Consider the following 20,164-nt stretch of genomic DNA (forward strand, 5'->3'; position numbering starts at 1 on the left):
AATATCATTCAAATTTCTATGATGTCTCTATCGAAAAGCTAGTTCCTTAAAACTTTAGTTGAGAGACAGAATATGAACACAGTTAAAGAAAAAATCGTTCTCATCACAGGCGCATCATCTGGTATGGGAAAAGCATTTACCAAAGCATTACTCAAAGAAGGCGCAACTGTTTATGCCGTTGCCCGTCGCGTTGATGCTATGCAAGAACTAAAAACACTCGGTGCTCATACATTAAAAATGGATATTACCAATCAGGATGATATCGACCAAGTTGTGAAAACTATTGAAAAAGAAACCCATGGTGTTGATATTTTAGTTAACTGCGCAGGCTTTGGTATGTATGGCGCTATGGAAGATACGACACTTGCCGATGCACGCTATCAATTTGAAGTGAATCTATTTGGTATGGCCTATTTAACCCAAAAGGTTCTGCCTAGTATGCGTAAAAAAATGCAGGGTCGAATTATCAATATTTCATCAATGGGTGGGAAAATTTATACACCACTTGGTAGCTGGTATCATGCGAGTAAACATGCTGTTGAAGGTTGGTCTGACTGTCTACGTTTAGAGTTAAAATCATTTAATATTGATGTTGTTGTCATTGAACCCGGTGCTATCGCAACTGAATTTGCAGATGTAATGATCCAACCTATGCTGGAACGTTCAGGGCAAAGTGCGTATAGCCATATGGCAGCCGCAGTTGCTAACTCAACAAAAACTACAGTAGAAAAAGGTGAACTTTCAGACGTGCAAGTTGTCGTCGATATGCTGATGAAAGCTGTTCATGCATCCTCACCTAAAACACGCTATGTGGGTGGCAAATATGCCAAACTGATGATATTTGTACGTAAATGGTTTGGTGACCGTGTATTTGATCGTATGGTGATGTCAGTTATTAAATAAATGAAGTGACCCGTATAAGTTTAATGTTGAGATGCTCAAATGAAATATGCTTCAAATTTTGCCCTAAATACCAACTGGAAGTTATTACTGAATGACCTAGGCATAAATCTTGAAGATGCATTACGTTTGGCATCTCTACCGCTTGATTTGTTCAACCGTAAAGATGCAAGCCTTACGCCCGTTCAATATTTCAATTTTTGGCACGCAATTGAACAACTTGCAGGAATAAATGACTTACCTTTAAAAATCGGTCAAATGATTACAGTTGAGCTTTTTGACCCAGCGATTTTTGCCTGTATTTGTAGTCCCAACTTCAATATTGCGATACAGCGTCTATCTGAATTTAAAAGACTGATTGGGCCAATGCAGTTACAAGTAGCAATTGATAACGACACAACAACGCTAGAACTCAAATTTTATAATGTATCTACGCCAACGCCGCAAAGTCTTGCCATGTCAGAACTGGTCTTCTTTGCTCAATTAGCAAGAATATGTACAAGACATCAGGTTATACCTTTGAAAGTTACACTGCCCGATTTACCTAATAATCTGGCGGAGTACAAAACATTTTTTGGCGTACTTCCACAAAAAAGTGAACACATTTCAATTGTCTTTTCACGCCAAGATGCTGAACGTCCTTTTTTAACAGCCAACCCGATCATGTGGTCTTTTTTCGAGCCAAACTTGCAACGTAGTCTTATACAGCTTGATGAAGATGCAACAGTTAGCGAAAAAGTTAAAGCTATACTTTTAGAAAACCTACCTGCTGGACTATGTACAATAGAAGATGTTGCTCAACGACTCGCGATGAGCAAACGTACGCTACAACGGCTACTTTTAGAAGAGCAAACTAATTTTAAAACGCTTTTGGATACAACACGTCAATCTCTTGCCCAACATTACTTAGAAAAGTCATCAATGAGTACAGGTGAAATTTCATTTCTATTGGGCTTTCAAGAGCACAATTCTTTTAGCAGAGCATTTAAAAACTGGACGGGTAATACTCCACAAGAATATAGACTTATGCATTAATTCCTAACGCGGTTTATTCAACATCCATTCCAAATTCTGGCGAACCGCAGGCCACTCATGTTTTAAAATACTGTAAACATGAGTGTCCCGCAAAATATCATCTTTCACAATTTGATGGCTTCTTAGCACACCATCGAGCTTTGCACCTAAGCGTACAATCGCGGCTTGGCTTTGAACATTTAAAGAAGATGTGCGTAACTCAACCGCAATACAGTTTAAAGTCTCAAATGCATGAGCCAACAATAGCTTTTTACATTCAGTATTTACAGGGGTACGCTGTGCAGATTTGCGGTACCACGTTGAACCAATTTCTACACGGCGATGTGCTTCTTCAATATGCATGAGAGTTGTCATGCCCAGCGCTCGCCCCGTTTTTCGGTCTTCAATATAAAAAGGCAACATAGAGCCGGATTTTTGCAAATCAAGACGTCTTTCAATTTCAGCAGTCATCTGTTCAGGTCTTGGCACACGGGTATACCAAAGATTGTAAAGCTCCCCATCACAAACGGCCTCTTTGAGCACTTCAGCTTGAGTTACATCTAGCGGCTTTAAAATAACGTGTTCACCCAATAACTCAACAGGTGTAGTCAAAGACATCTTTATCTCCTCAATTGATATTAAGCTTTTATATTTTCAAAATTATTTATTTAAATCAGCCACACTGTACATGGCATTCGCTATAGTTTGATGACCAGATTTCGATAGGCCATCTGCCACGCCTAAAATGTCTCGGCGTTCTTTGTTTTGCCCAAGTTTTGATTTTCCTTGCAGCTTGGTAATTTCAATCTCAATACCTACAATGGCTTTTAACATCGGTTCAAGATAGTCTTTTGGTGCATCTGACATTTTCCATGGTTCAGGTTGAGAAGCTTCATGGGTGCGGGTTAAGCGAGCCACCACACCACGAACATAACGCTCATCATCTCGAATCGTCACTTTGCCATAAGCATGCACAACCCTATAGTTCCATGTGGGTACTTGTCTGTGCTGTTCATGTTTAGATGGATACCAGTTTGGTGAAATATAAGCATCGCCTGCTTGAAAAACGACCAATACCTCATCTCCATTTTTAATATCCTGCCAAACAGAATTATTTCGTGACACATGGGCATGTAGCATGCCAAATTTCCCTTCATTTGTTTGCAACTCGAATGGAAGATGATTTGCATCTAAGCCATTACTTCCATGCGTAAAAAGCACCCCAAATGGATGTTCTGTAATAAGAGAATGCAATACATCCAAACGGTTTTCTGCAAAATCATCAGGGATATACATGGCTAAAAACCTCGCTGTAAATATCAGGGCTATTTATATTTTGTGTTGTAAATTTTCTGGTTTATGTGGTTTATTAAAAAGAACCACTTTGTATTTTTTTAAGTAGACCAGAATTATGGCAAGAATGGCAAAAGTTGTGGAACTTCCGTCTATTGCAAAGATTGATAAAAGCAAAGGAAAGATAAGTGCTCAACTGACTCAAGCTTTACGTGAAGCTGTACAAAGTGGTGATTTACAACCCGGCGATCCGTTGCCTTCTTCTCGTGAACTGGCTTTAACCCTAGGTGTCGCTCGCGGAACCATTATTGAAGCTTATGATCAGCTTTTAGCTGAAGGTGTGTTTGACTCTCAACCACGAACTGGCACTTATGTGTCTCATGCTTTGGTTAAAACATCTGCAATACAACACTCATCAAAAGAAAATAAACCTAACTCGATATCTTTGACCAAATCGGCACGTTCTTATGCCAAAGTGCTTGATGAATTTAAGCCACTTCCCCATGTTCCTTTTGCAGTATCTGTCCCCGTCGGTCGTACTCAACCAAGTGATATCTGGCGTAAATTTGGTAATAAATATAGATCACGGGGTGCAGGTGTTCCTTCAGGATATGGTGAACCCCAAGGCCTGTTATCACTACGAATTGCTATAGCCGACTATGTACGTCGATCCCGTTCTGTCCATTGTGAACCTGACCAAATCGTAATTACACCCGGCATTCAACAATCCCTTTATATTTGCAGCCAAATTTTATTTGAAGCAAAAGATGAAGTCTGGATAGAAGATCCAGCTTATCGGGGTACAACAGCCATTTTTGAACATGCTGTACAAAACATTCGGATGGTGCGTGTTCCTGTCGATGAAGAAGGTATTCAAGTTGAAACCGGAATTAAGCTTTCTAAACATGCACGTGCTGCTTTTGTGACACCGTCTCACCAATATCCACTGGGTATGCCAATGAGTCTAGCAAGACGTACAGCTTTATTAGCTTGGGCAAAACAGCAAAAAGCATGGATCATTGAAGATGACTACGACAGTGAACTTCGCTATAACGGTCAGCCCTTCCCATCTTTGCAAGGCATGGCACCTGACCAAGTCATTTATCTTGGGACTTTCAGCAAAGTCTTATTTCCATCGCTTAGGCTTGGCTATGCAGTGTTGCCTAAAGAACTGGTAGCTCCTTTTTGTGGGCTTAGAGTCTTAATTGATAGACACCCGCCTGCTGCCGACCAACACGTTTTGGCTGCTTTTATTCAAGAGGGTTATTTAGAGCGACATATTCGACGTACTCGAAATGTCTATGCAGAAGTTCGAGAATACATTATTGGCTTGATTGAAAAATACATACCTCAAGAGCTTGCTTGGTTACAACCGGGCGATCAAGGCATGCATATGGTGTTATGGCTTGCTCAACATATTAATGATATTGACGTTGCAAGCTCGGCAGTCGATGCAGGTATTGCCATCAAAGCAATTTCACCGACATTTTCAAAAGAGCGGCGACGTTCGGGTTTAATTGTCGGCTTAGGCGATTTTGAACCCGAACTAATGCAACAAGCTATCAAAAAATTATCAAAGATTATTCAACAGCACGCCAAGTCAATGTAGGTAAACCTTACAACAGCAACCATAGATGAATCGCAAATGGTCCAATGAGTACCATTAAAATACCAGCAATAACCATGGTTAAACTGGCAATCACCCCTTCTTCACTATTGCGCTGCTGTGCTCTAACTGTACCAAAACCGTGGGCTGCATTTCCGAAAGCTGCCCCATTTGCTACATTAGAACGGATTTTAGTAATCGCTAAAATTGCATCGCCGCAAATCATACCGACCAAACCGGTAATAACAGTAAATAGGGAAACCAATGCTGCCGAACCATGAATATCTTCAGCTAAAATCATGGCAAAAGGTGTTGAAATAGAACGTGCCATCAAACTGTTGGTGACTTCAGGGCTAAAGTGAAACCACTGCGCCATTTTATAAGCAGTCATCACGCCTACACTCATGCCGACAATAATCGCAATCGTAAGAACTCCGAGGTTTTTACGAATCGTTTCCCGATAGCGATAAATCGGTATAGCGAAAGCTACCGTTGCAGGGCCTAATAAATTAACAATCCACTGGGTATCTTTTGAATAAGTTTGGTATGAAATTCCAAAAATCGTCATCAAAATGATGGTAAGTACAGGCACACTAATTGCGGGTGATAACCAAAGTTTTGGATGTTTTTGATAGATTCGCTTTGCCACAACATAAGCGACCAAAGTCCAGATGAGACAAAGAATTGACCAGATATTCATGTCATTATGCTCTTTAGATATGCTTATGTTGAAGACGTTTTCTAGCCTGTAAGTAAGCCTTCAAACGATTGTAATAATGAATAGTCAGTGAAGTGCTTAACATGACTAAAATGGTTCCAACCGCAATGCTTAAGACGATTTGCCATCCTTCGGTCATAAACAGGTTTTTATACTGGACAACGGCAACGACTACAGGCACAAAAAACAGTAATAGCTCACCTAAAACCACAGTTGCTCCCATTGCCACCTGATCCATTTTGATAATTTTAAAGAACAGGCATAAAAGCAATAAAAACATACCTAAAATACCTGCCGAGACAGGCACACCGAGTTTTTGGTGTAAGAGATATCCGATCCACCAAAATCCAGCCAAAATGAGAATTTGTTTAACTAACACGAACAGTGATGGTTGTGAGGATGTTCCAGAAGCAGATTCAGTACTCATTTTTCGAAATTAAATGGTTAACTACACTATTATGCTAGCTTGGTTAAACCTGCTAAATATGAATTATTCATGTTAATATTATTCTAAAATGGAATAATCTATTCTTTATTATGCTTTCTCTAAAATCATTACAGTGCTTTGTTACTCTGGTTAAAACTAAAAGTTTTACCCGTACTGCTGAAGAGTTATATCTGACTCAGCCCACCATTAGTAAAATATTACAACAACTCGAAGAGCAGCTTCAGGTACAGCTTTTAGTTAAACCCGATCATGGACGAAAAAGACAAATTGAATTAACCGAAATTGGAGAGCGTATTTATCAACATGCGGTCGAGCTTCTTCAGGCAGAGCAAAACATCTTTCTTGAAATAGAAAACTATCAACAATTAAAAACAGGTACTTTAAAACTTGGCGTTCCACCTTTAGGTTCACAGCTCCTAACAACAGCGCTGTTTGACTTTCATCGTCAATGGCCAGATATTGAATTGGCTTTTATGGAAGTGGGTTCACGCGGTATTGAACAGGCTTTACTCAATAATGAGCTAGACGTTGGTGTTTTATTGCAGCCTTTTGATGAACAAACTTTTAATAGCATCGAGTTATGTAACTACCCTTTAATGGTACTTTTACGTCGTGATGCAACTTGGGCAACCCGCAAAAAAATAAATCTAGAAGAGCTACAACACCAATCATTTTTAATGTTTCCTGAAAATTTCTCTTTAAACAGTATTATTCTCGATGCTTGTAAGCAGCATGGTTTTTACCCAACCATTGCTTGCCGTACCAGCCAATGGCACCTCTTGGCAGACATGGTGTTACAACGTATGGGAATTGCGCTTCTCCCTCAATATTATACCGACATGCTTGACCCTAGTTTATTTGCAGCAGTGCCACTCGAAAAACCAAATATTCAGTGGCACTTAGTCATGGCTTGGAAAAAGAATCTTCCTGCCTCACCAGCGGTACAAGCTTGGCTTAGCATTGTTCGTCAACATTTTCAGCACATTAAACCCTAACGTTGACCACCGAAATAGCTTAGTTCAAAAACCGATAAAGCTTTTCCACAAAAAAGCTACCCAATCTTGGCTTAGCTCACTTAGACTAGACCCATCTGTTTATCACACGGACAATAACAATGAATAACGAGCATTTTAAGCTGTATACAGATTCACAATTTCTAAGTCCCTATGCATTTACAGTTTTTGTAGGACTACACGAAAAACAAATTCCATTTGAAATAGCAACCATCGACTTAGGTCAGCAAGGCCAGTTTGAAACATCTTTTGTAGAAAAGTCATTAACTGCCAAAGTGCCTGTACTTGAGCATAATGATTTTGCCTTATCAGAATCCTCCGCCATTTTGGAATATCTTGAAGAGCTTTATCCAGACACAGCTATTTATCCAAAAGATATTCAAGCTCGCGCAAGAGCAAGACAAATTCAAGCATGGCTCAGATCGGACTTAGTGGCATTAAGAACTGAACGACCAACCGATGTCATTTTTATTCAGCCCAAGTCCACTCCACTTTCAGAAGAAGGCAAAAAAGCAGCCGAGAAACTTTTCTTTGTTGCAGAAAAACTTCTTGGGTCTGATGCGGAATTTCTTTTTGGTTCATGGAGCATTGTAGATGCTGAACTTGCCCTGATGTTGCAACGCCTTATTCAAAATGGTGATGCTGTACCACAGCTTTTAAAAACCTATGCATTACAGCAATGGCAACGTCCGACCGTACAAAAATGGCTTGCCTTGCGACATAAATAAATCCTTATATTTACACCAAACATGAGATAAAAAATGAGCGATTCAAACTATATTCCTCCACAAGTTTGGCAATGGACTGGAGAGAAAACCGATTTAAACCAACCTACCTCAGGTGCGCGTTACGAGCATACACTTCCAGTAGGGAAACATCCGCTCCAGCTCTATTCTTTAGCAACGCCTAATGGTCAAAAAGTCACTATTTTGCTAGAAGAGCTTTTAACGTTAGGACATAAAGATGCTGAATATGATGCTTGGCTGATTAAAATTGGTGAAGGACAGCAATTTGGTAGTGGCTTTGTAGAAATTAATCCCAACTCTAAAATTCCAGCATTGGTTGATCATAGCCAAAACCCGCCATTAAGAATATTTGAATCTGGCTCAATTTTGCTTTACCTAGCTGAAAAGTTTAAAGCGTTTATTCCGACTGATATTGCTGCACGTACTGAATGCCTCAATTGGTTATTCTGGCAAATGGGCAGTGCACCTTACTTAGGTGGTGGTTTTGGACATTTTTATGCTTATGCCCCTGTTAAAATTGAATATGCAATTAACCGCTTTGCAATGGAAACAAAACGCTTACTTGATGTATTAGACCAGCATCTGGCAAAAAACGAATATTTGGCTGGTTCTGAATATAGCATTGCTGATATTGCAGCGTTCCCTTGGTATGGCGGTCTTGTTAAAAACTGGGTGTATAACGGCGCGGAGTTTTTAGGTGTCGATCAATATAAAAATGTTCAACGTTGGGCAGATGCGATTTTAGCGCGCCCTGCGGTACAACGTGGCCGTATGGTCAATCGTACTTTTGGTGATTTAGCTACGCAGTTGCATGAACGCCATGATGCGAGTGATTTTGAGACCAAGACTCAAGATAAATTGCAGAATCAGTCTTAAAAATATCATTTAGTTTTTGACTTACCCGCAAGATATTTCATTTTTGCGGGTATTCAAAGTTGGCAAAATAGCCCGTGTATAACTCACTCAGCCAAGCGACAAAAACTCGTACGCGTGGCGAGAGCTGCCGATGCTGCGGATATAATGCAGAAACTGACATCTTCGGGATTTCCCACTCAGATAAAACCTGAACCAGACGCCCATTTTTTAATTCATTTGCCACATGGTAGTGCGGTACTTGAATTAAGCCAGCCCCTTGTAAGGCAGATAATACATAGTTTTCAGCATCATTTACCGCGATCCAGCTTTTCAAAAAATAATCTTGTTTTTTGCCATTCACCATCAATTCAAATGGATAATTCCGCCCGCCTGATGTCGAAAAGAAATTGACACAATAATGTGATAACAAATCTTCTGGTTGCTCTGGCGTTCCATGTTTATTTAAATAGTCAGGACTTGCACAAATGACTTGTGGCATATCGACCAAATGTCTGGCAATTAAAGTGGAATCATCTAAACGCCCCGCCCTCACCACGCAGTCTATGCCTTCCCTGATCAGATCAACCAAACGGTCACCCGTACTGATTACCAGTTCAATGTCGGGGTATAACTCGTGAAATTGATCTATATTGGGTAAAACAATTTTAGTCGCATGTGCACCGGATAAATCGACACGTAATAAACCACGGGGCTGAGCAATTACATTGCGTAAAGATGATTCGGCATCATCAAGTTCCGATAATATTTGTGTGCAGCGTTCATAAAATGCCTGTCCATCTAGTGATGGTCTTACATGCCGAGTCGTCCGCTCTAGTAAGCGGCACTGTAAATTGCTCTCTAACTCCTTAATGGCATTACTTGCTGTAGCACGTGGGATATTTAGCTGATCGGCTGCCTGACTAAAACTACCCAGCTCTACGATGCGGGTAAAAAGTTGCAAGGTATCAAATTTATCCATGGTGCTCGCTTTTAACCCTACCTATTATTAATCTATATGGAATTATCTTATCCAATTTTAATGATTTATCCCATATTTCTATATTATTAAAATAAGCCATACTTACTCAAACAGGCAATCTAAAAATGAATATTTCAAGAAAAACAGCTCTGGTTACTGGCGCATCACGTGGTATTGGCCGTGCTATTGCAGAACGTTTAGCTCAAGATGGTTTTTATGTGATTGTTAACTATGCTGGTAATAAAGTGCATGCTCAAACCATTGTAGAACATATTATTGAGCAAGGTGGTCAAGCCTCAGCTATTCAAGCGGACGTTGCAAATGAACATGAGGTGAGCCGTTTGTTTCAAGAAGCAAAGGCCATTAACGGTCGGTTAGATGTGGTAGTTCATAGTGCCGGTATTATGCCTATGGCAAAAATTACACCTGAAAGCCTGCCAGATTTCGATAAAGTGATTCATACCAATTTACGTGGCGCGTTTTTAATATTGGCGCATGCGGCCGAAACGGTGCCAGATGGTGGCCGGATTATTGCGCTTTCAACCAGTGTAATTGCCAAATCTTTTCCGGCTTATGGTCCTTATATTGCTTCAAAAGCAGGTGTCGAAGGTTTGGTACATGTGTTAGCAAATGAGTTACGCGGACGCAATATTACTGTAAACGCCGTTGCGCCCGGCCCGACAGGCACTGACCTTTTTTACAATGGAAAAACTGAAGAGCAAGTGGCAGCTATTGCAAAACTTGCTCCATTGGAACGAATCGGGACACCTGACGAAATTGCTGGCGTAGTGGCCATGCTGGCTGGCCCAGATGGGGGCTGGGTAAATTCTCAAGTCATTCGTGTAAATGGTGGATTTGCTTAATTTTAAAAACCGTGCGGATTATTTTAATCTGTACGGTTTTTTACTAAATAATAAAATTTCTTAAATCTATTTTATTTTAATAACTTTATAAGATTAACTAATACTTTTTTATATAAAATATTCACCGCTCTTATTTATCAAAATAATATATATAAATAGATATTCCTTATTTTTGCTTATATTTAAAAACGCGTAAATTGAACCTTAACAATCTGAATCAAAGATAAGGATATATTCAATGAACGCTAAATTAAATACTGAAACTCCACAAAGTTTTATCTCAAATGGTTCAAATACATCCTTTTCAGCCGAAGAAATTCTTGCTAAAGCACAGCAATACGCACAGGACCATGAACTTAATTTTAGTGGCAGTTTATCACCTACTGATGCATGGCAGCTCGTACAACAAGGCGAAGCTGTTTTAGTTGATGTGCGTACCAATGAAGAACGTAAATTTGTGGGTTATGTCCCTGAAAGTGTTCATGTCGCTTGGGCAACAGGCACATCGTTTAACCGTAATCCACGCTTTTTAAAAGAACTCGAATCAAAAGTTGGTAAAGATAAAACCATTCTTTTGTTATGCCGTAGTGGCAACCGTTCAGCACAAGCTGCTGAAGCCGCATTTAATGCAGGTTTTGAGCACATTTATAACGTTCTTGAAGGCTTCGAAGGCGATCTAAATGATCAGCAAAAGCGTAATCAGAAAAATGGCTGGCGCATCCATCAACTTCCTTGGCAACAAGACTAATACTTCAATCAATTTTCAGTGAATCAAGGAAAGCTTGTGACTCAATGGAACATTAATGCGGTTGTACAAGGTTTACAACAAGCAAGGCATGACTGGCGTCAGCAACAGCACAGAACAAAAGAATTTGGAGGCCGTGAACTTCCATCTAAAGAAGCTTTAAAAGTCATTTTAGATGACTTGTGTGGAATTTTATTTCCAATGCGTTTAGGCCCTGCTGACTTACGTCAAGAAACTGAAGATTCTTATATTGCCTATACTTTAAATCGGGTGCTGACAGCCTTACATGCTCAAGTGCAACTGGCTTTGAATTATGAAGCAAAACGTCATTTAGGTCATTCAAGCCCAGTGCAGCACCCACAAGAATTTGCTCAAACAATTGTGCAGGATTTTGCCAACACCTTGCCCTCTATACGACGTCTTTTAGACGGCGATGTGCGTGCTGCTTATGAAGGTGATCCAGCAGCACATAGTGTAGATGAAGTATTACTCTGCTATCCGGGCATATTTGCGATTATTTATCACCGAATTGCGCATCAACTCTATGCCCAAGTGCCTTTATTGTCTCGCATTATTTCCGAGTTGGCTCACTCTGCAACGGGTATTGATATTCATCCGGGTGCGCAAATTGGCAAAGGATTCTTCATCGATCATGGTACGGGTGTAGTGATTGGTGAAACTAGTGTCATTGGGGAACGTGTTCGTATTTATCAAGCAGTGACTCTTGGAGCAAAACGCTTTGAAACCAATGATGATGGCGCTTTGAAAAAAGACTATACACGCCATCCAATTGTTGAAGATGACGTCGTGATCTATGCAGGTGCAACCATTTTAGGCCGTATTACCATTGGTCGAGGGTCAATTATTGGGGGAAATGTTTGGCTAACCCATAGTGTGGCAGCAGGTAGTCAGATTTTACAGTCACCGAATGAGTCTTATCAAAAAAATCATATTGCCGGTTAAAAACTATAGATGTGAAATAAATAGATAAGGAGATAAATAAACAAAGAACGTGCAGATTAATAAAATGCTTATTTCTAGTTTAAATATATTTTTACTTAGGAAATAGATAACTCATTAATAAGCTCAGTATTTAAAAAACTTATAACGCGATTTTAATTTTAAAACCAGAACTAATTCTAGTTTATATGCATCCTAGAATTTTTATTTTCAAAAAGCCAATGTAATAAGGAAAAATGATTCATGGCGAAAAATACAGACAAAGCCCAACTTGCACTTGGGGACCATGCGGCCCGTCAACTGGCCAATGCAACCAAGACAGCTCCCCAGCTTTCTACAATTACTCCCCGCTGGCTGACTCACTTACTTCAGTGGATTCCTGTTGAAGCAGGTATTTATCGCCTAAACCGTGTCAATAATACCGATGATATTCAGGTGGCTTGCACACAACGTGATGAAGCAACTTTACCTCAAACTTTTGTTGATTATGACCCAGAGCCACGCGAATACTTTTTAAATGGTGTATCTACTGTTTTAGATGTGCATACACGTGTTGCCGACCTTTACAGCAGCCCACATGACCAAATTAAAGAACAACTTCGCTTAACCATTGAAACCATTAAAGAACGTCAAGAAAGCGAGCTTATCAATAACCCTGAATACGGTTTACTAGCAAGTGTGACAGATGACCAACGTATTTCGACTTTAAATGGCCCACCCACTCCTGATGATCTTGATGATTTGCTACGTAAAGTCTGGAAAGAACCGGGATTTTTCCTAGCACACCCTGATGCGATTGCAGCATTTGGCCGTGAATGTACACGCCGTGGTGTACCGCCTCCAACGGTTAGTCTGTTTGGTTCGCAGTTCATTACATGGCGCGGAATTCCACTTATTCCATCAAATAAAATTCCTGTAGAAGATGGCAAAACTAAAATCTTACTGCTTCGTGTTGGTGAAAAGCGTCAAGGGATTGTTGGTTTGTTCCAACCGGGTCTTGCGGGTGAACAGTCACCGGGGCTTTCAGTACGTTTTATGGGAATCAACCGTAACGCGATTGCCTCATATCTAATCTCATTATATTGCTCACTTGCAGTATTAACAGACGATGCTTTGGCAGTGTTAGATGATGTGGAGGTGGACAAATATCATGACTACCCAGTTAACTACAAGTAATCTGCAAGGTAGTCCAACGGGGCCTGAAGTGACTGGTGTTAACCCACCAGCCAACTTCCCCGATGAGTCCACCATTGCTCGACTTGCTAATGAGTTTTTTTCAGCAGTGCCAAGCTCAAGCAGTTCGACTTCTCCATCGGGCCTTAACTTGGATTTACCTGTCGGAGCACCACCGCACCCACCACAACCGGGTGAACCATTTTCTGCACTCAGTGGTCGTGCGCCCAATATCGCCTTTCAGAAAAGTCTCAATCCGGAATATCCTGAGCATATTCCAAATTTGCCAGACTACCCTGAACGCCGAATTGTAGCGTCTGCGCCTGTGGTGGGTGGAGCTAATTTGCCACGCCCACCATTTGAACCACATTTGCCACAAGCTGCTCATAGTGAACTAAATGTGCCACGCATTGAACCAAACTTACCCACTGGTGCAGATGAATCACCTTATTATTTTTTAAATGATTTTTCTGCCCCCAATGCAACAGAACCATCTGTTAAAGGTGTTGAAGATAATTATTCGGTTGCACAGTCATTTCAATTACCACATGGTGATCAGCTCAAATCTTTATTGATTGAAGACCGCTTTGCAGCTGATACACCTACACAAACATCTGCAAGTTCTTCTTCATTTTACTTTTTAGACTTGCCTCAAACTGGACAAAGTTATAGCCATTATCAACCATCACAACCAACCTTTGTGGCAAGCAGTGCGCAACCACTCGATGTGCATGCCATCCGTCGCGATTTTCCAATTTTGCAAGAACGCGTCAACGGTCGACCTTTGGTCTGGTTTGATAATGCAGCGACCACACAAAAACCGCAGCGTGTGATTGACCGGATTGCTTATTTTTATCAGCATGAAAACTCAAATATTCACCGTGCTGCCCATGAGTTAGCGGCTCGTGCAACCGACGCCTATGAGCATGCAAGAAATGTAGTTGCCCGATTTATTGGTGCACCCTCTTCTAAAGAAATTATCTTTGTTCGAGGAACAACCGAAGGGATTAACCTGATTGCAAAAACATGGGGTGAGCAAAATATTGGTGAAGGTGATGAAATTATTGTTTCGCACTTAGAACACCATGCCAATATTGTGCCTTGGTATCAACTCACTAAAAAAACTGGAGCGAAATTAAGAGTCATTCCTGTGGATGACACGGGCCAGATTATTTTAGAAGAGTTACCAAAACTGATTAATGAACGCACTAAACTGCTGTCGATTACTCAAGTTTCGAATGCTTTAGGAACAGTCACACCTGTTGCTGAAGTCATTAAAATTGCCCATGCCAAAGGTGTACGCGTTTTAGTTGACGGTGCGCAATCTGTTTCGCACATCCCTACCGATGTTCAAGCTCTCGATGCAGACTTTTTTGTGTTTTCTGGACATAAAGTGTTTGGGCCGACGGGTATTGGTGCGGTCTATGCAAAACCAGAGTTGCTAGAAAGCATGCCTGTTTGGGAGGGCGGCGGTAACATGATTCAGGATGTGACCTTCGAACAGGTAGTTTACCAACCTGCACCCAACAAGTTTGAAGCTGGAACTGGAAACATTGCCGATGCCGTTGGTTTAGGTGCTGCACTTGAATATGTTGAAAGTCTAGGCATTCATAACATTGCTCGCTATGAACATGATCTACTCGAGTATGGTCAAAATGCGCTGAGCAGTGTGTCTGGTTTACGTCTGATCGGAACGGCACATCACAAAGCCAGTGTGATGTCCTTTACCTTACAAGGCTATTCAACTGAACAAGTCGGTAAAGCTTTAAATCAACATGGCATTGCCGTACGTTCTGGCCACCACTGTGCACAGCCAATTTTACGTCGTTTTGGTGTAGAACAGACCGTGCGTCCGTCTTTGGCTTTTTATAATACAACTGAAGAAATTGATTTATTGGTGTCGGTGTTACATCAACTAACGCGTAATCGACGTACGAGTTAAATTTATTAAAAAAGACTGCTTTCGAGCGGTCTTTTTTATAATTAATTTGCCATCATTAAAATTCAATTTTTCAATGAGGAAACTATTAAAACTCAAATAGTCTTAGCACCACATTTACTCGAGCAAAAGTCGTCTGCAACCTGCGTAGCATCAAAAAGATTCTGTTTCTGTGAAACACTAGTTAAATGAAATAAGTCGACAGGTTTTGCAGATGACAATGCTTTTGCTTACTTTGAGCGAAACCAAAGTAAGTCCAGCCGAAGGCGACTGAAGAAATTAAAACTTTAAGCGATAATACTCTGTCGTGCTATGCAATAGTTCGCAGATGACTTTAGGTTGAGCTAAAAATTATTAGTGGTTATCACGGCGGAGTCTTACCGTTTTTGTCTCCAAAGAAAGTAGCTAATTCCATTACTTTTTTAAAAAAGTAACCAAAAACTTTCTCATCCACAGAACCTGTTCTCTGTTTTCATTTTTCAAAAAATATTGCAAATACATTATCTTTATAAATTATGGGCAGGCTGTGGATGAAATTTAGCACTAGCAAATGCAAGTATGGGCTCCGTTGTGCTAGTCTAAAAACTTGCAGATGACTTTAACCTGAGGAAATATCAATAGATATCCAACTTAATTAAACAAACTCCAAATCAATCTCAACGCAATCCCAATCAACAACACTCCCATCACCCTTTCAAAATAAATCCCAAACTCCAAAAATCTTTTACGTACGATAGGCTGTGCAAACAGTACACTCACCACCATAAACCAGATGGCATTGACCATACACATCCAGGCCCCATAAAAAACCTGAACTTTCATTGGTGTGGTCGTACTTACAATCGTCGTAAAAATTGCCAGAAAAAAGATAGTGGCTTTTGGGTTCAATGCATTAGTGAGAAAACCCATTGTAAAAGCTTTAAATAAACTCGACGTATCACTGCCTGCTTGGCCATTAATATCAATAGTGGTATTCGGCTGGCTACGTAAACACTGCCATCCTAAATACACTAAGTAAGCTGCCCCCGCTGTTCTGATCAGTGACATGAGCCATTCGCTTTGCTGAATCAAAAAGCCAATACCAACAAGTGTATAAAACACATGGACTGAAATTCCGACACCAATACCAATTGCAGTCAGACATCCAATCAAATAACCATAACGTACACTTTGTCTTACCGTAATCACAAAATCTGGTCCCGGTAAAATCACCGCCATAAAGTGAATAAGAGCTAGCGTTAAAAACTCATGCCCATACAACTGCCACATAACAATTTAGTTTCCTGAAAATCACTTAAAAGATTGTATTGCGATTTTTTAGACGCGATAATCCAGTCAAAATCCAAATAACTTTTGCCTCATGAGCACAAATCAAAGTCTGGTTCTGTTAAATGAAATGGCGACTTTCGTTAAGGTTGTCGAGTCGGAAAGCTTTTCTGAAACTGCACGCCAGCTTGGTACAACACCTTCTGCTGTGAGCCGCGCGATTGCTCGATTAGAACGTGCTTTAGGCACCCGCTTACTCTATCGAACTACGCGGAAACTTCGCTTAAGTGAAAGCGGACAACAGGTCTATCAACGTTGCTTAGATATGGTGAATGCTGCACAAGCAGTCATGGAAAGTTCGGGCCAATTTCATGTCGAACCCGAAGGTATTATTCGTATGAGTGTTCCGAAAGCTGTGGGACATTTTATGATTCATCCGCATTTACCCGAATTTTTAGGACGTTATCCAAAAATTGATATTCAAATGCTTTTAGAAGATCGCTATGTAGATCTCATTGATGATGGCGTCGATTTAGCGCTTCGAATTACAGAGCAACCACCGGGTGGCCTTATGGGTCGAAAGCTGATTGATATTGATCACTTGGTTTGTGCCACACCTGAGTATTTGTCCAAGCATGGCACACCGAACCATCCTCATGATTTAAAGCAGCATGAATGCATTTACTTGGGTGAACAAGCCAGTGACTCAAAGTGGAAATTTCAACAAGGAAATAAATCGATAAGTGTTGCCGTGCGTGGTCGTTATGCTGCAAATCATACGGGTGTGCGTTTGAGTGCTGCATTACAGCATTTAGGTATTGCGAGCTTGCCGTACTTCGTTGCACGCCATGCTCTACAACAAGGCACCTTAGTTCAGGTTTTACCAGACTGGGATTTTAAAACCTATTACAGTGGTGGGCTGTGGTTACTTTACCCACCGACACGGCATGTCCCACCTAAATTGAGTGTATTGATTCAATATTTGGCAGATAAATTAGCAGCAGAGCCGACTTTAAAAATCTAGTCGACTCCTAGCTCGAGCAAATCCTATCTAGAGTCCTCTTTGTTAGAATTACTCAACCAATAGATCTTTTGGATTAATCGTATCGCCATAAACTGGTTTTAACGTTTTTTCATAAGCCTGATGAATCACACCTTCTTTTGCCAGTTTCTCTAAGTCTTGGTTCAACCAGTCCAGTAACTCTTTATCGCCTTTTTTCACTGCTGGTGCAATTAAGTCCTGCTCACCTAAATTGGTAATGCCAACGGTGTAATTTGGATTTTCTTTAGCCCAAGCTAAAACCAGCAAGTTATCATGTGCAAGCGCAGCACCACGACCATCTTTTAAAGCATCAAAAGTTTCAGTGTTTTGCTCATACTTTTGTAGTTTAATTTCAGGATGAGTCTTGGTGAAGAATGAATCAGCCGTTGTACCTTTGTTTACCAACAAAGTTTTATCTTTCAGTTGAGCTACATCGGTAATCGGATGGCTTTTAGGAGAGACCACACCTAGTGCCACTTTTAGGTAAGGCTTAGCAAAATCGACCACCTCTTTACGTTCTGGGGTAACGGTAAAGTTTGCAAAAATAATATCTACTTTATTGGCTTTTAAATATTCGACACGGTTCGCAGCTTCAGTTAAAACAAACTCAACTTTGTTTTCATCACCGAGCAGATCTTTAGCGACATGCTTGGCAATCTCTACATCAAAGCCTTGGTTTTTACCTTGTGCATCTAAATATCCAAACGGCGGTTTATCACTAAATACGCCAATTCGTACCACACCATTCTTTTTGATCTGTTCAATACTTGACGTAGTTTGTGTGGTATCGGCCGATTTTTCAGTAGACTGAGTTCCTTTATCACATGCAACCAAACCCAAACTCAGTAAAGATGCAGCCAAAATATGCTTCACGTTTTGAAATGTTAATGTTGTCATTATTTCACCCTATCGTTCTTGTAAAAGTCTTATTTAGAATCACAGCGCCTACTTTTAGGCACTGCTCTAGCGATATCGAAAATTATTGGCCTACGTCTAAAAACACATTCGGATTGACCGAGTCACCGTAAATTGGTTTCAAGGTTTCATCATAAATTTTCTTAATTTCACCGCTTGTTCTGAGCTGCTTGATTTCAGTATTGAGCCAATTCAATAATTGGGTATTGCCCTTTTTAACTGCTGGTGCAATAAACTCTTGATCACCAATAGACTGAATACCTGCAACATAATTTGGGTTCTTCGCGGCCCATGCCAAAGCATACGTACTATCTTGTGAAATTGCGTCACCACGACCGTCGGTTAAGGCTTTAAAAGCATCCGAGTTTCTTTCAAACTTGAGTAAATTCACTTTCGGATAATGCTTGGTAAAGTAAGTATCCGAACTTGTGCCTTTATTTACGATTAAGGTTTTACCTTCTAATTGGGCAATGTCAGTAATCGGCTTGGCTTTAGGCGAGACAATCCCAAAAGCCCCTTTTAAATAAGGCTCGGCAAAATCGACAACTTCCTTACGTTCAGGGGTTACTGTAAATGTCGCGAACACCACATCGGCACGATTTGATTTTAAAAACTCCACCCGATTTGAAGCTTCAGTCACAATAAACTCAACTTTCTTTTCATCACCAAGCAAATCTTTAGTCACCCGTTTTGCTAGAGCCACATCAAAGCCCTGATTATTCCCCGCACTATCTACATAACCAAACGGCGGATCATCAGCAAAAACGGCAACGCGTAAAACCCCATTTTTTTTGACTTGTTCTAAAGAATGGTCTTCTTGAGCATTACTTGCCTGTTCAGTTGATGGTGTTTTACTACATGCAGTTAATAAAACCCCAGCAACGGCAAGACTGCTTAATATTTTTATTGAATTACGTTTAAACATTCACTTCCTCATGATTCAAATAATAAAAATTTAGTACGACAAAATATTTAAGAAAGCTTTCGCTCGTTCTGTTTTTGGCTGTTCAAAAAATTCTTCTGGTGAAGCCTGTTCAATAATCTTGCCCTTATCCATAAAAATAATGCGGTCAGCAACCTTACGGGCAAAGGACATCTCATGTGTCACAATCAACATAGTCATTCCTTCATTCGCTAACTTGAGTACCACATCAAGCACTTCCCTAACCATTTCCGGATCAAGCGCAGCAGTAATTTCATCAAGTAAAATCACCTGAGGTTGCATGACCAGTGAACGGACAATGGCTATACGCTGTTTTTGTCCGCCAGAAAGTTGTCGCGGATAATCAAGTTTTCGCTCATATAGCCCGACTCGCTTTAGCAACTCATCTGCTACTTGTTCTGCTTCATCGCGGTGACGTTTTTGTACTTTAAGTGGCCCGAGCAAAATATTGTCAATGACGTTCATATGCCCAAATAACTCATAGTTCTGAAAAACCATGCCAATTTTTTGACGAGCATTCGTCCAGTCCACGTCTTTACCCAAAACACCTGACCCTGTTAAACGAATCTCGCCACCCTGAATCGGTTCTAAGCCGTTAATACAGCGCAATAAAGTACTTTTACCGCAGCCCGATGGGCCTAAAATAACAACCACCTCTCCTTGTTCTACATCTAGATCAATGCCCTGTAAAATATGACTTTGTGCAAATGATTTCTGTAATTGTTGTATCGATAACAAAGGCATAA

21 protein-coding genes are annotated in these 20,164 nt (G+C 40.5%); 12 read left to right on the top strand and 9 right to left on the bottom strand.

Annotated features, from left to right (window positions below; all coding sequences use genetic code 11):
- Positions 1-72: 72 nt before the first annotated feature.
- Positions 73-903: an oxidoreductase gene (locus KNQ97_RS01950; RefSeq protein WP_001098856.1), complete on the top strand. Its 831-nt coding sequence runs from the start codon at positions 73-75 to the stop codon at positions 901-903.
- A gap of 39 nt (positions 904-942) precedes the next feature.
- A complete protein-coding gene (locus KNQ97_RS01955) occupies positions 943-1,935 on the top strand; it encodes an AraC family transcriptional regulator (RefSeq protein ID WP_253611722.1) in 993 nt (330 codons plus the stop codon).
- 3 nt (positions 1,936-1,938) lie between these two features.
- Here the strand turns inward: KNQ97_RS01955 and KNQ97_RS01960 are convergent, their stop codons facing one another.
- Both KNQ97_RS01960 and KNQ97_RS01965 read right to left on the bottom strand, forming a co-directional pair.
- Positions 1,939-2,532: a GNAT family N-acetyltransferase gene (locus tag KNQ97_RS01960; protein ID WP_002057740.1), complete on the bottom strand. Its 594-nt coding sequence runs from the start codon at positions 2,530-2,532 to the stop codon at positions 1,939-1,941.
- Between the two features lie 42 nt (positions 2,533-2,574).
- Positions 2,575-3,210, bottom strand: a complete 636-nt coding sequence (locus tag KNQ97_RS01965; protein ID WP_000275764.1) for an FMN-binding negative transcriptional regulator — start codon at positions 3,208-3,210, stop codon at positions 2,575-2,577.
- 115 nt (positions 3,211-3,325) lie between these two features.
- On the opposite strand from KNQ97_RS01965, the gene KNQ97_RS01970 reads away from it, so the two are divergent.
- Positions 3,326-4,816: a PLP-dependent aminotransferase family protein gene (locus KNQ97_RS01970; RefSeq protein ID WP_253611723.1), complete on the top strand. Its 1,491-nt coding sequence runs from the start codon at positions 3,326-3,328 to the stop codon at positions 4,814-4,816.
- Between the two features lie 7 nt (positions 4,817-4,823).
- On the opposite strand, the gene KNQ97_RS01975 is transcribed toward KNQ97_RS01970, so the two are convergent.
- Entirely contained in the window at positions 4,824-5,513 is a 690-nt protein-coding gene (locus KNQ97_RS01975) for an LrgB family protein (RefSeq protein ID WP_253611724.1), read from the bottom strand.
- 13 nt (positions 5,514-5,526) lie between these two features.
- Positions 5,527-5,958, bottom strand: coding sequence for a CidA/LrgA family protein (locus KNQ97_RS01980; RefSeq protein ID WP_032030727.1), 432 nt, complete (start codon positions 5,956-5,958; stop codon positions 5,527-5,529).
- Positions 5,959-6,068: 110 nt separating this feature from the next.
- Here KNQ97_RS01980 and KNQ97_RS01985 point away from each other — a divergent pair, with 110 nt between their 5' ends.
- The 3 genes from KNQ97_RS01985 to yghU all read left to right on the top strand — a co-directional run bounded on the left by KNQ97_RS01985 (position 6,069) and on the right by yghU (position 8,614).
- The gene (locus KNQ97_RS01985; protein WP_000949916.1) at positions 6,069-6,974 is read left to right on the top strand and encodes a LysR family transcriptional regulator; all 906 of its coding nucleotides are present in this window, start codon (positions 6,069-6,071) and stop codon (positions 6,972-6,974) included.
- Positions 6,975-7,093: 119 nt separating this feature from the next.
- Positions 7,094-7,720 (top strand): glutathione transferase, encoded by a 627-nt coding sequence (gene yfcF, locus KNQ97_RS01990; RefSeq protein ID WP_253611725.1) that lies wholly within the window; start codon positions 7,094-7,096, stop codon positions 7,718-7,720.
- 33 nt (positions 7,721-7,753) lie between these two features.
- On the top strand, positions 7,754-8,614 hold the full coding sequence (gene yghU / locus KNQ97_RS01995; RefSeq protein ID WP_001285227.1) for a glutathione-dependent disulfide-bond oxidoreductase: 861 nt from the start codon (positions 7,754-7,756) through the stop codon (positions 8,612-8,614).
- Between the two features lie 37 nt (positions 8,615-8,651).
- On the opposite strand, the gene KNQ97_RS02000 is transcribed toward yghU, so the two are convergent.
- On the bottom strand, positions 8,652-9,572 hold the full coding sequence (locus KNQ97_RS02000; protein ID WP_253611726.1) for a LysR family transcriptional regulator: 921 nt from the start codon (positions 9,570-9,572) through the stop codon (positions 8,652-8,654).
- 125 nt (positions 9,573-9,697) lie between these two features.
- On the opposite strand from KNQ97_RS02000, the gene KNQ97_RS02005 reads away from it, so the two are divergent.
- The 5 genes from KNQ97_RS02005 to KNQ97_RS02025 all read left to right on the top strand — a co-directional run bounded on the left by KNQ97_RS02005 (position 9,698) and on the right by KNQ97_RS02025 (position 15,255).
- Entirely contained in the window at positions 9,698-10,435 is a 738-nt protein-coding gene (locus KNQ97_RS02005; RefSeq protein WP_253611727.1) for an SDR family oxidoreductase, read from the top strand.
- A gap of 238 nt (positions 10,436-10,673) precedes the next feature.
- Positions 10,674-11,183 carry a rhodanese-like domain-containing protein gene (locus KNQ97_RS02010; protein ID WP_253611728.1) on the top strand — a complete coding sequence of 170 codons (510 nt, stop codon included), beginning with the start codon at positions 10,674-10,676 and terminating at the stop codon, positions 11,181-11,183.
- A gap of 18 nt (positions 11,184-11,201) precedes the next feature.
- The gene (gene epsC / locus KNQ97_RS02015) at positions 11,202-12,143 is read left to right on the top strand and encodes a serine O-acetyltransferase EpsC (RefSeq protein WP_080631121.1); all 942 of its coding nucleotides are present in this window, start codon (positions 11,202-11,204) and stop codon (positions 12,141-12,143) included.
- 240 nt (positions 12,144-12,383) lie between these two features.
- Positions 12,384-13,316 (top strand): family 2A encapsulin nanocompartment shell protein, encoded by a 933-nt coding sequence (locus tag KNQ97_RS02020; RefSeq protein WP_001107594.1) that lies wholly within the window; start codon positions 12,384-12,386, stop codon positions 13,314-13,316.
- Positions 13,291-15,255 carry a family 2A encapsulin nanocompartment cargo protein cysteine desulfurase gene (locus KNQ97_RS02025; protein ID WP_253611729.1) on the top strand — a complete coding sequence of 655 codons (1,965 nt, stop codon included), beginning with the start codon at positions 13,291-13,293 and terminating at the stop codon, positions 15,253-15,255. The genes KNQ97_RS02020 and KNQ97_RS02025 overlap by 26 nt, the downstream gene beginning before the upstream one ends.
- A gap of 627 nt (positions 15,256-15,882) precedes the next feature.
- On the opposite strand, the gene KNQ97_RS02030 is transcribed toward KNQ97_RS02025, so the two are convergent.
- Positions 15,883-16,521, bottom strand: coding sequence for a LysE family translocator (locus tag KNQ97_RS02030; RefSeq protein ID WP_253611730.1), 639 nt, complete (start codon positions 16,519-16,521; stop codon positions 15,883-15,885).
- A 91-nt stretch (positions 16,522-16,612) separates the two neighbouring features.
- Between KNQ97_RS02030 and KNQ97_RS02035 the strand changes: the two genes are divergently transcribed.
- Positions 16,613-17,542, top strand: coding sequence for a LysR family transcriptional regulator (locus tag KNQ97_RS02035; RefSeq protein WP_021510696.1), 930 nt, complete (start codon positions 16,613-16,615; stop codon positions 17,540-17,542).
- A 48-nt stretch (positions 17,543-17,590) separates the two neighbouring features.
- On the opposite strand, the gene KNQ97_RS02040 is transcribed toward KNQ97_RS02035, so the two are convergent.
- From KNQ97_RS02040 to KNQ97_RS02050, 3 genes are all read right to left on the bottom strand, one after another.
- Positions 17,591-18,457: a cysteine ABC transporter substrate-binding protein gene (locus KNQ97_RS02040; protein ID WP_000209980.1), complete on the bottom strand. Its 867-nt coding sequence runs from the start codon at positions 18,455-18,457 to the stop codon at positions 17,591-17,593.
- An 82-nt stretch (positions 18,458-18,539) separates the two neighbouring features.
- The gene (locus KNQ97_RS02045; protein WP_103236641.1) at positions 18,540-19,400 is read right to left on the bottom strand and encodes a transporter substrate-binding domain-containing protein; all 861 of its coding nucleotides are present in this window, start codon (positions 19,398-19,400) and stop codon (positions 18,540-18,542) included.
- A gap of 30 nt (positions 19,401-19,430) precedes the next feature.
- Complete coding sequence (locus tag KNQ97_RS02050) at positions 19,431-20,162, bottom strand: amino acid ABC transporter ATP-binding protein (protein WP_001130362.1); 732 nt, start codon at positions 20,160-20,162, stop codon at positions 19,431-19,433.
- Positions 20,163-20,164: the final 2 nt, after the last annotated feature.

Origin of the sequence: Acinetobacter sp. UC24323 (assembly GCF_024151445.1) — a bacterium.
Taxonomy (GTDB): Bacteria; Pseudomonadota; Gammaproteobacteria; order Pseudomonadales; family Moraxellaceae; genus Acinetobacter; species Acinetobacter baumannii.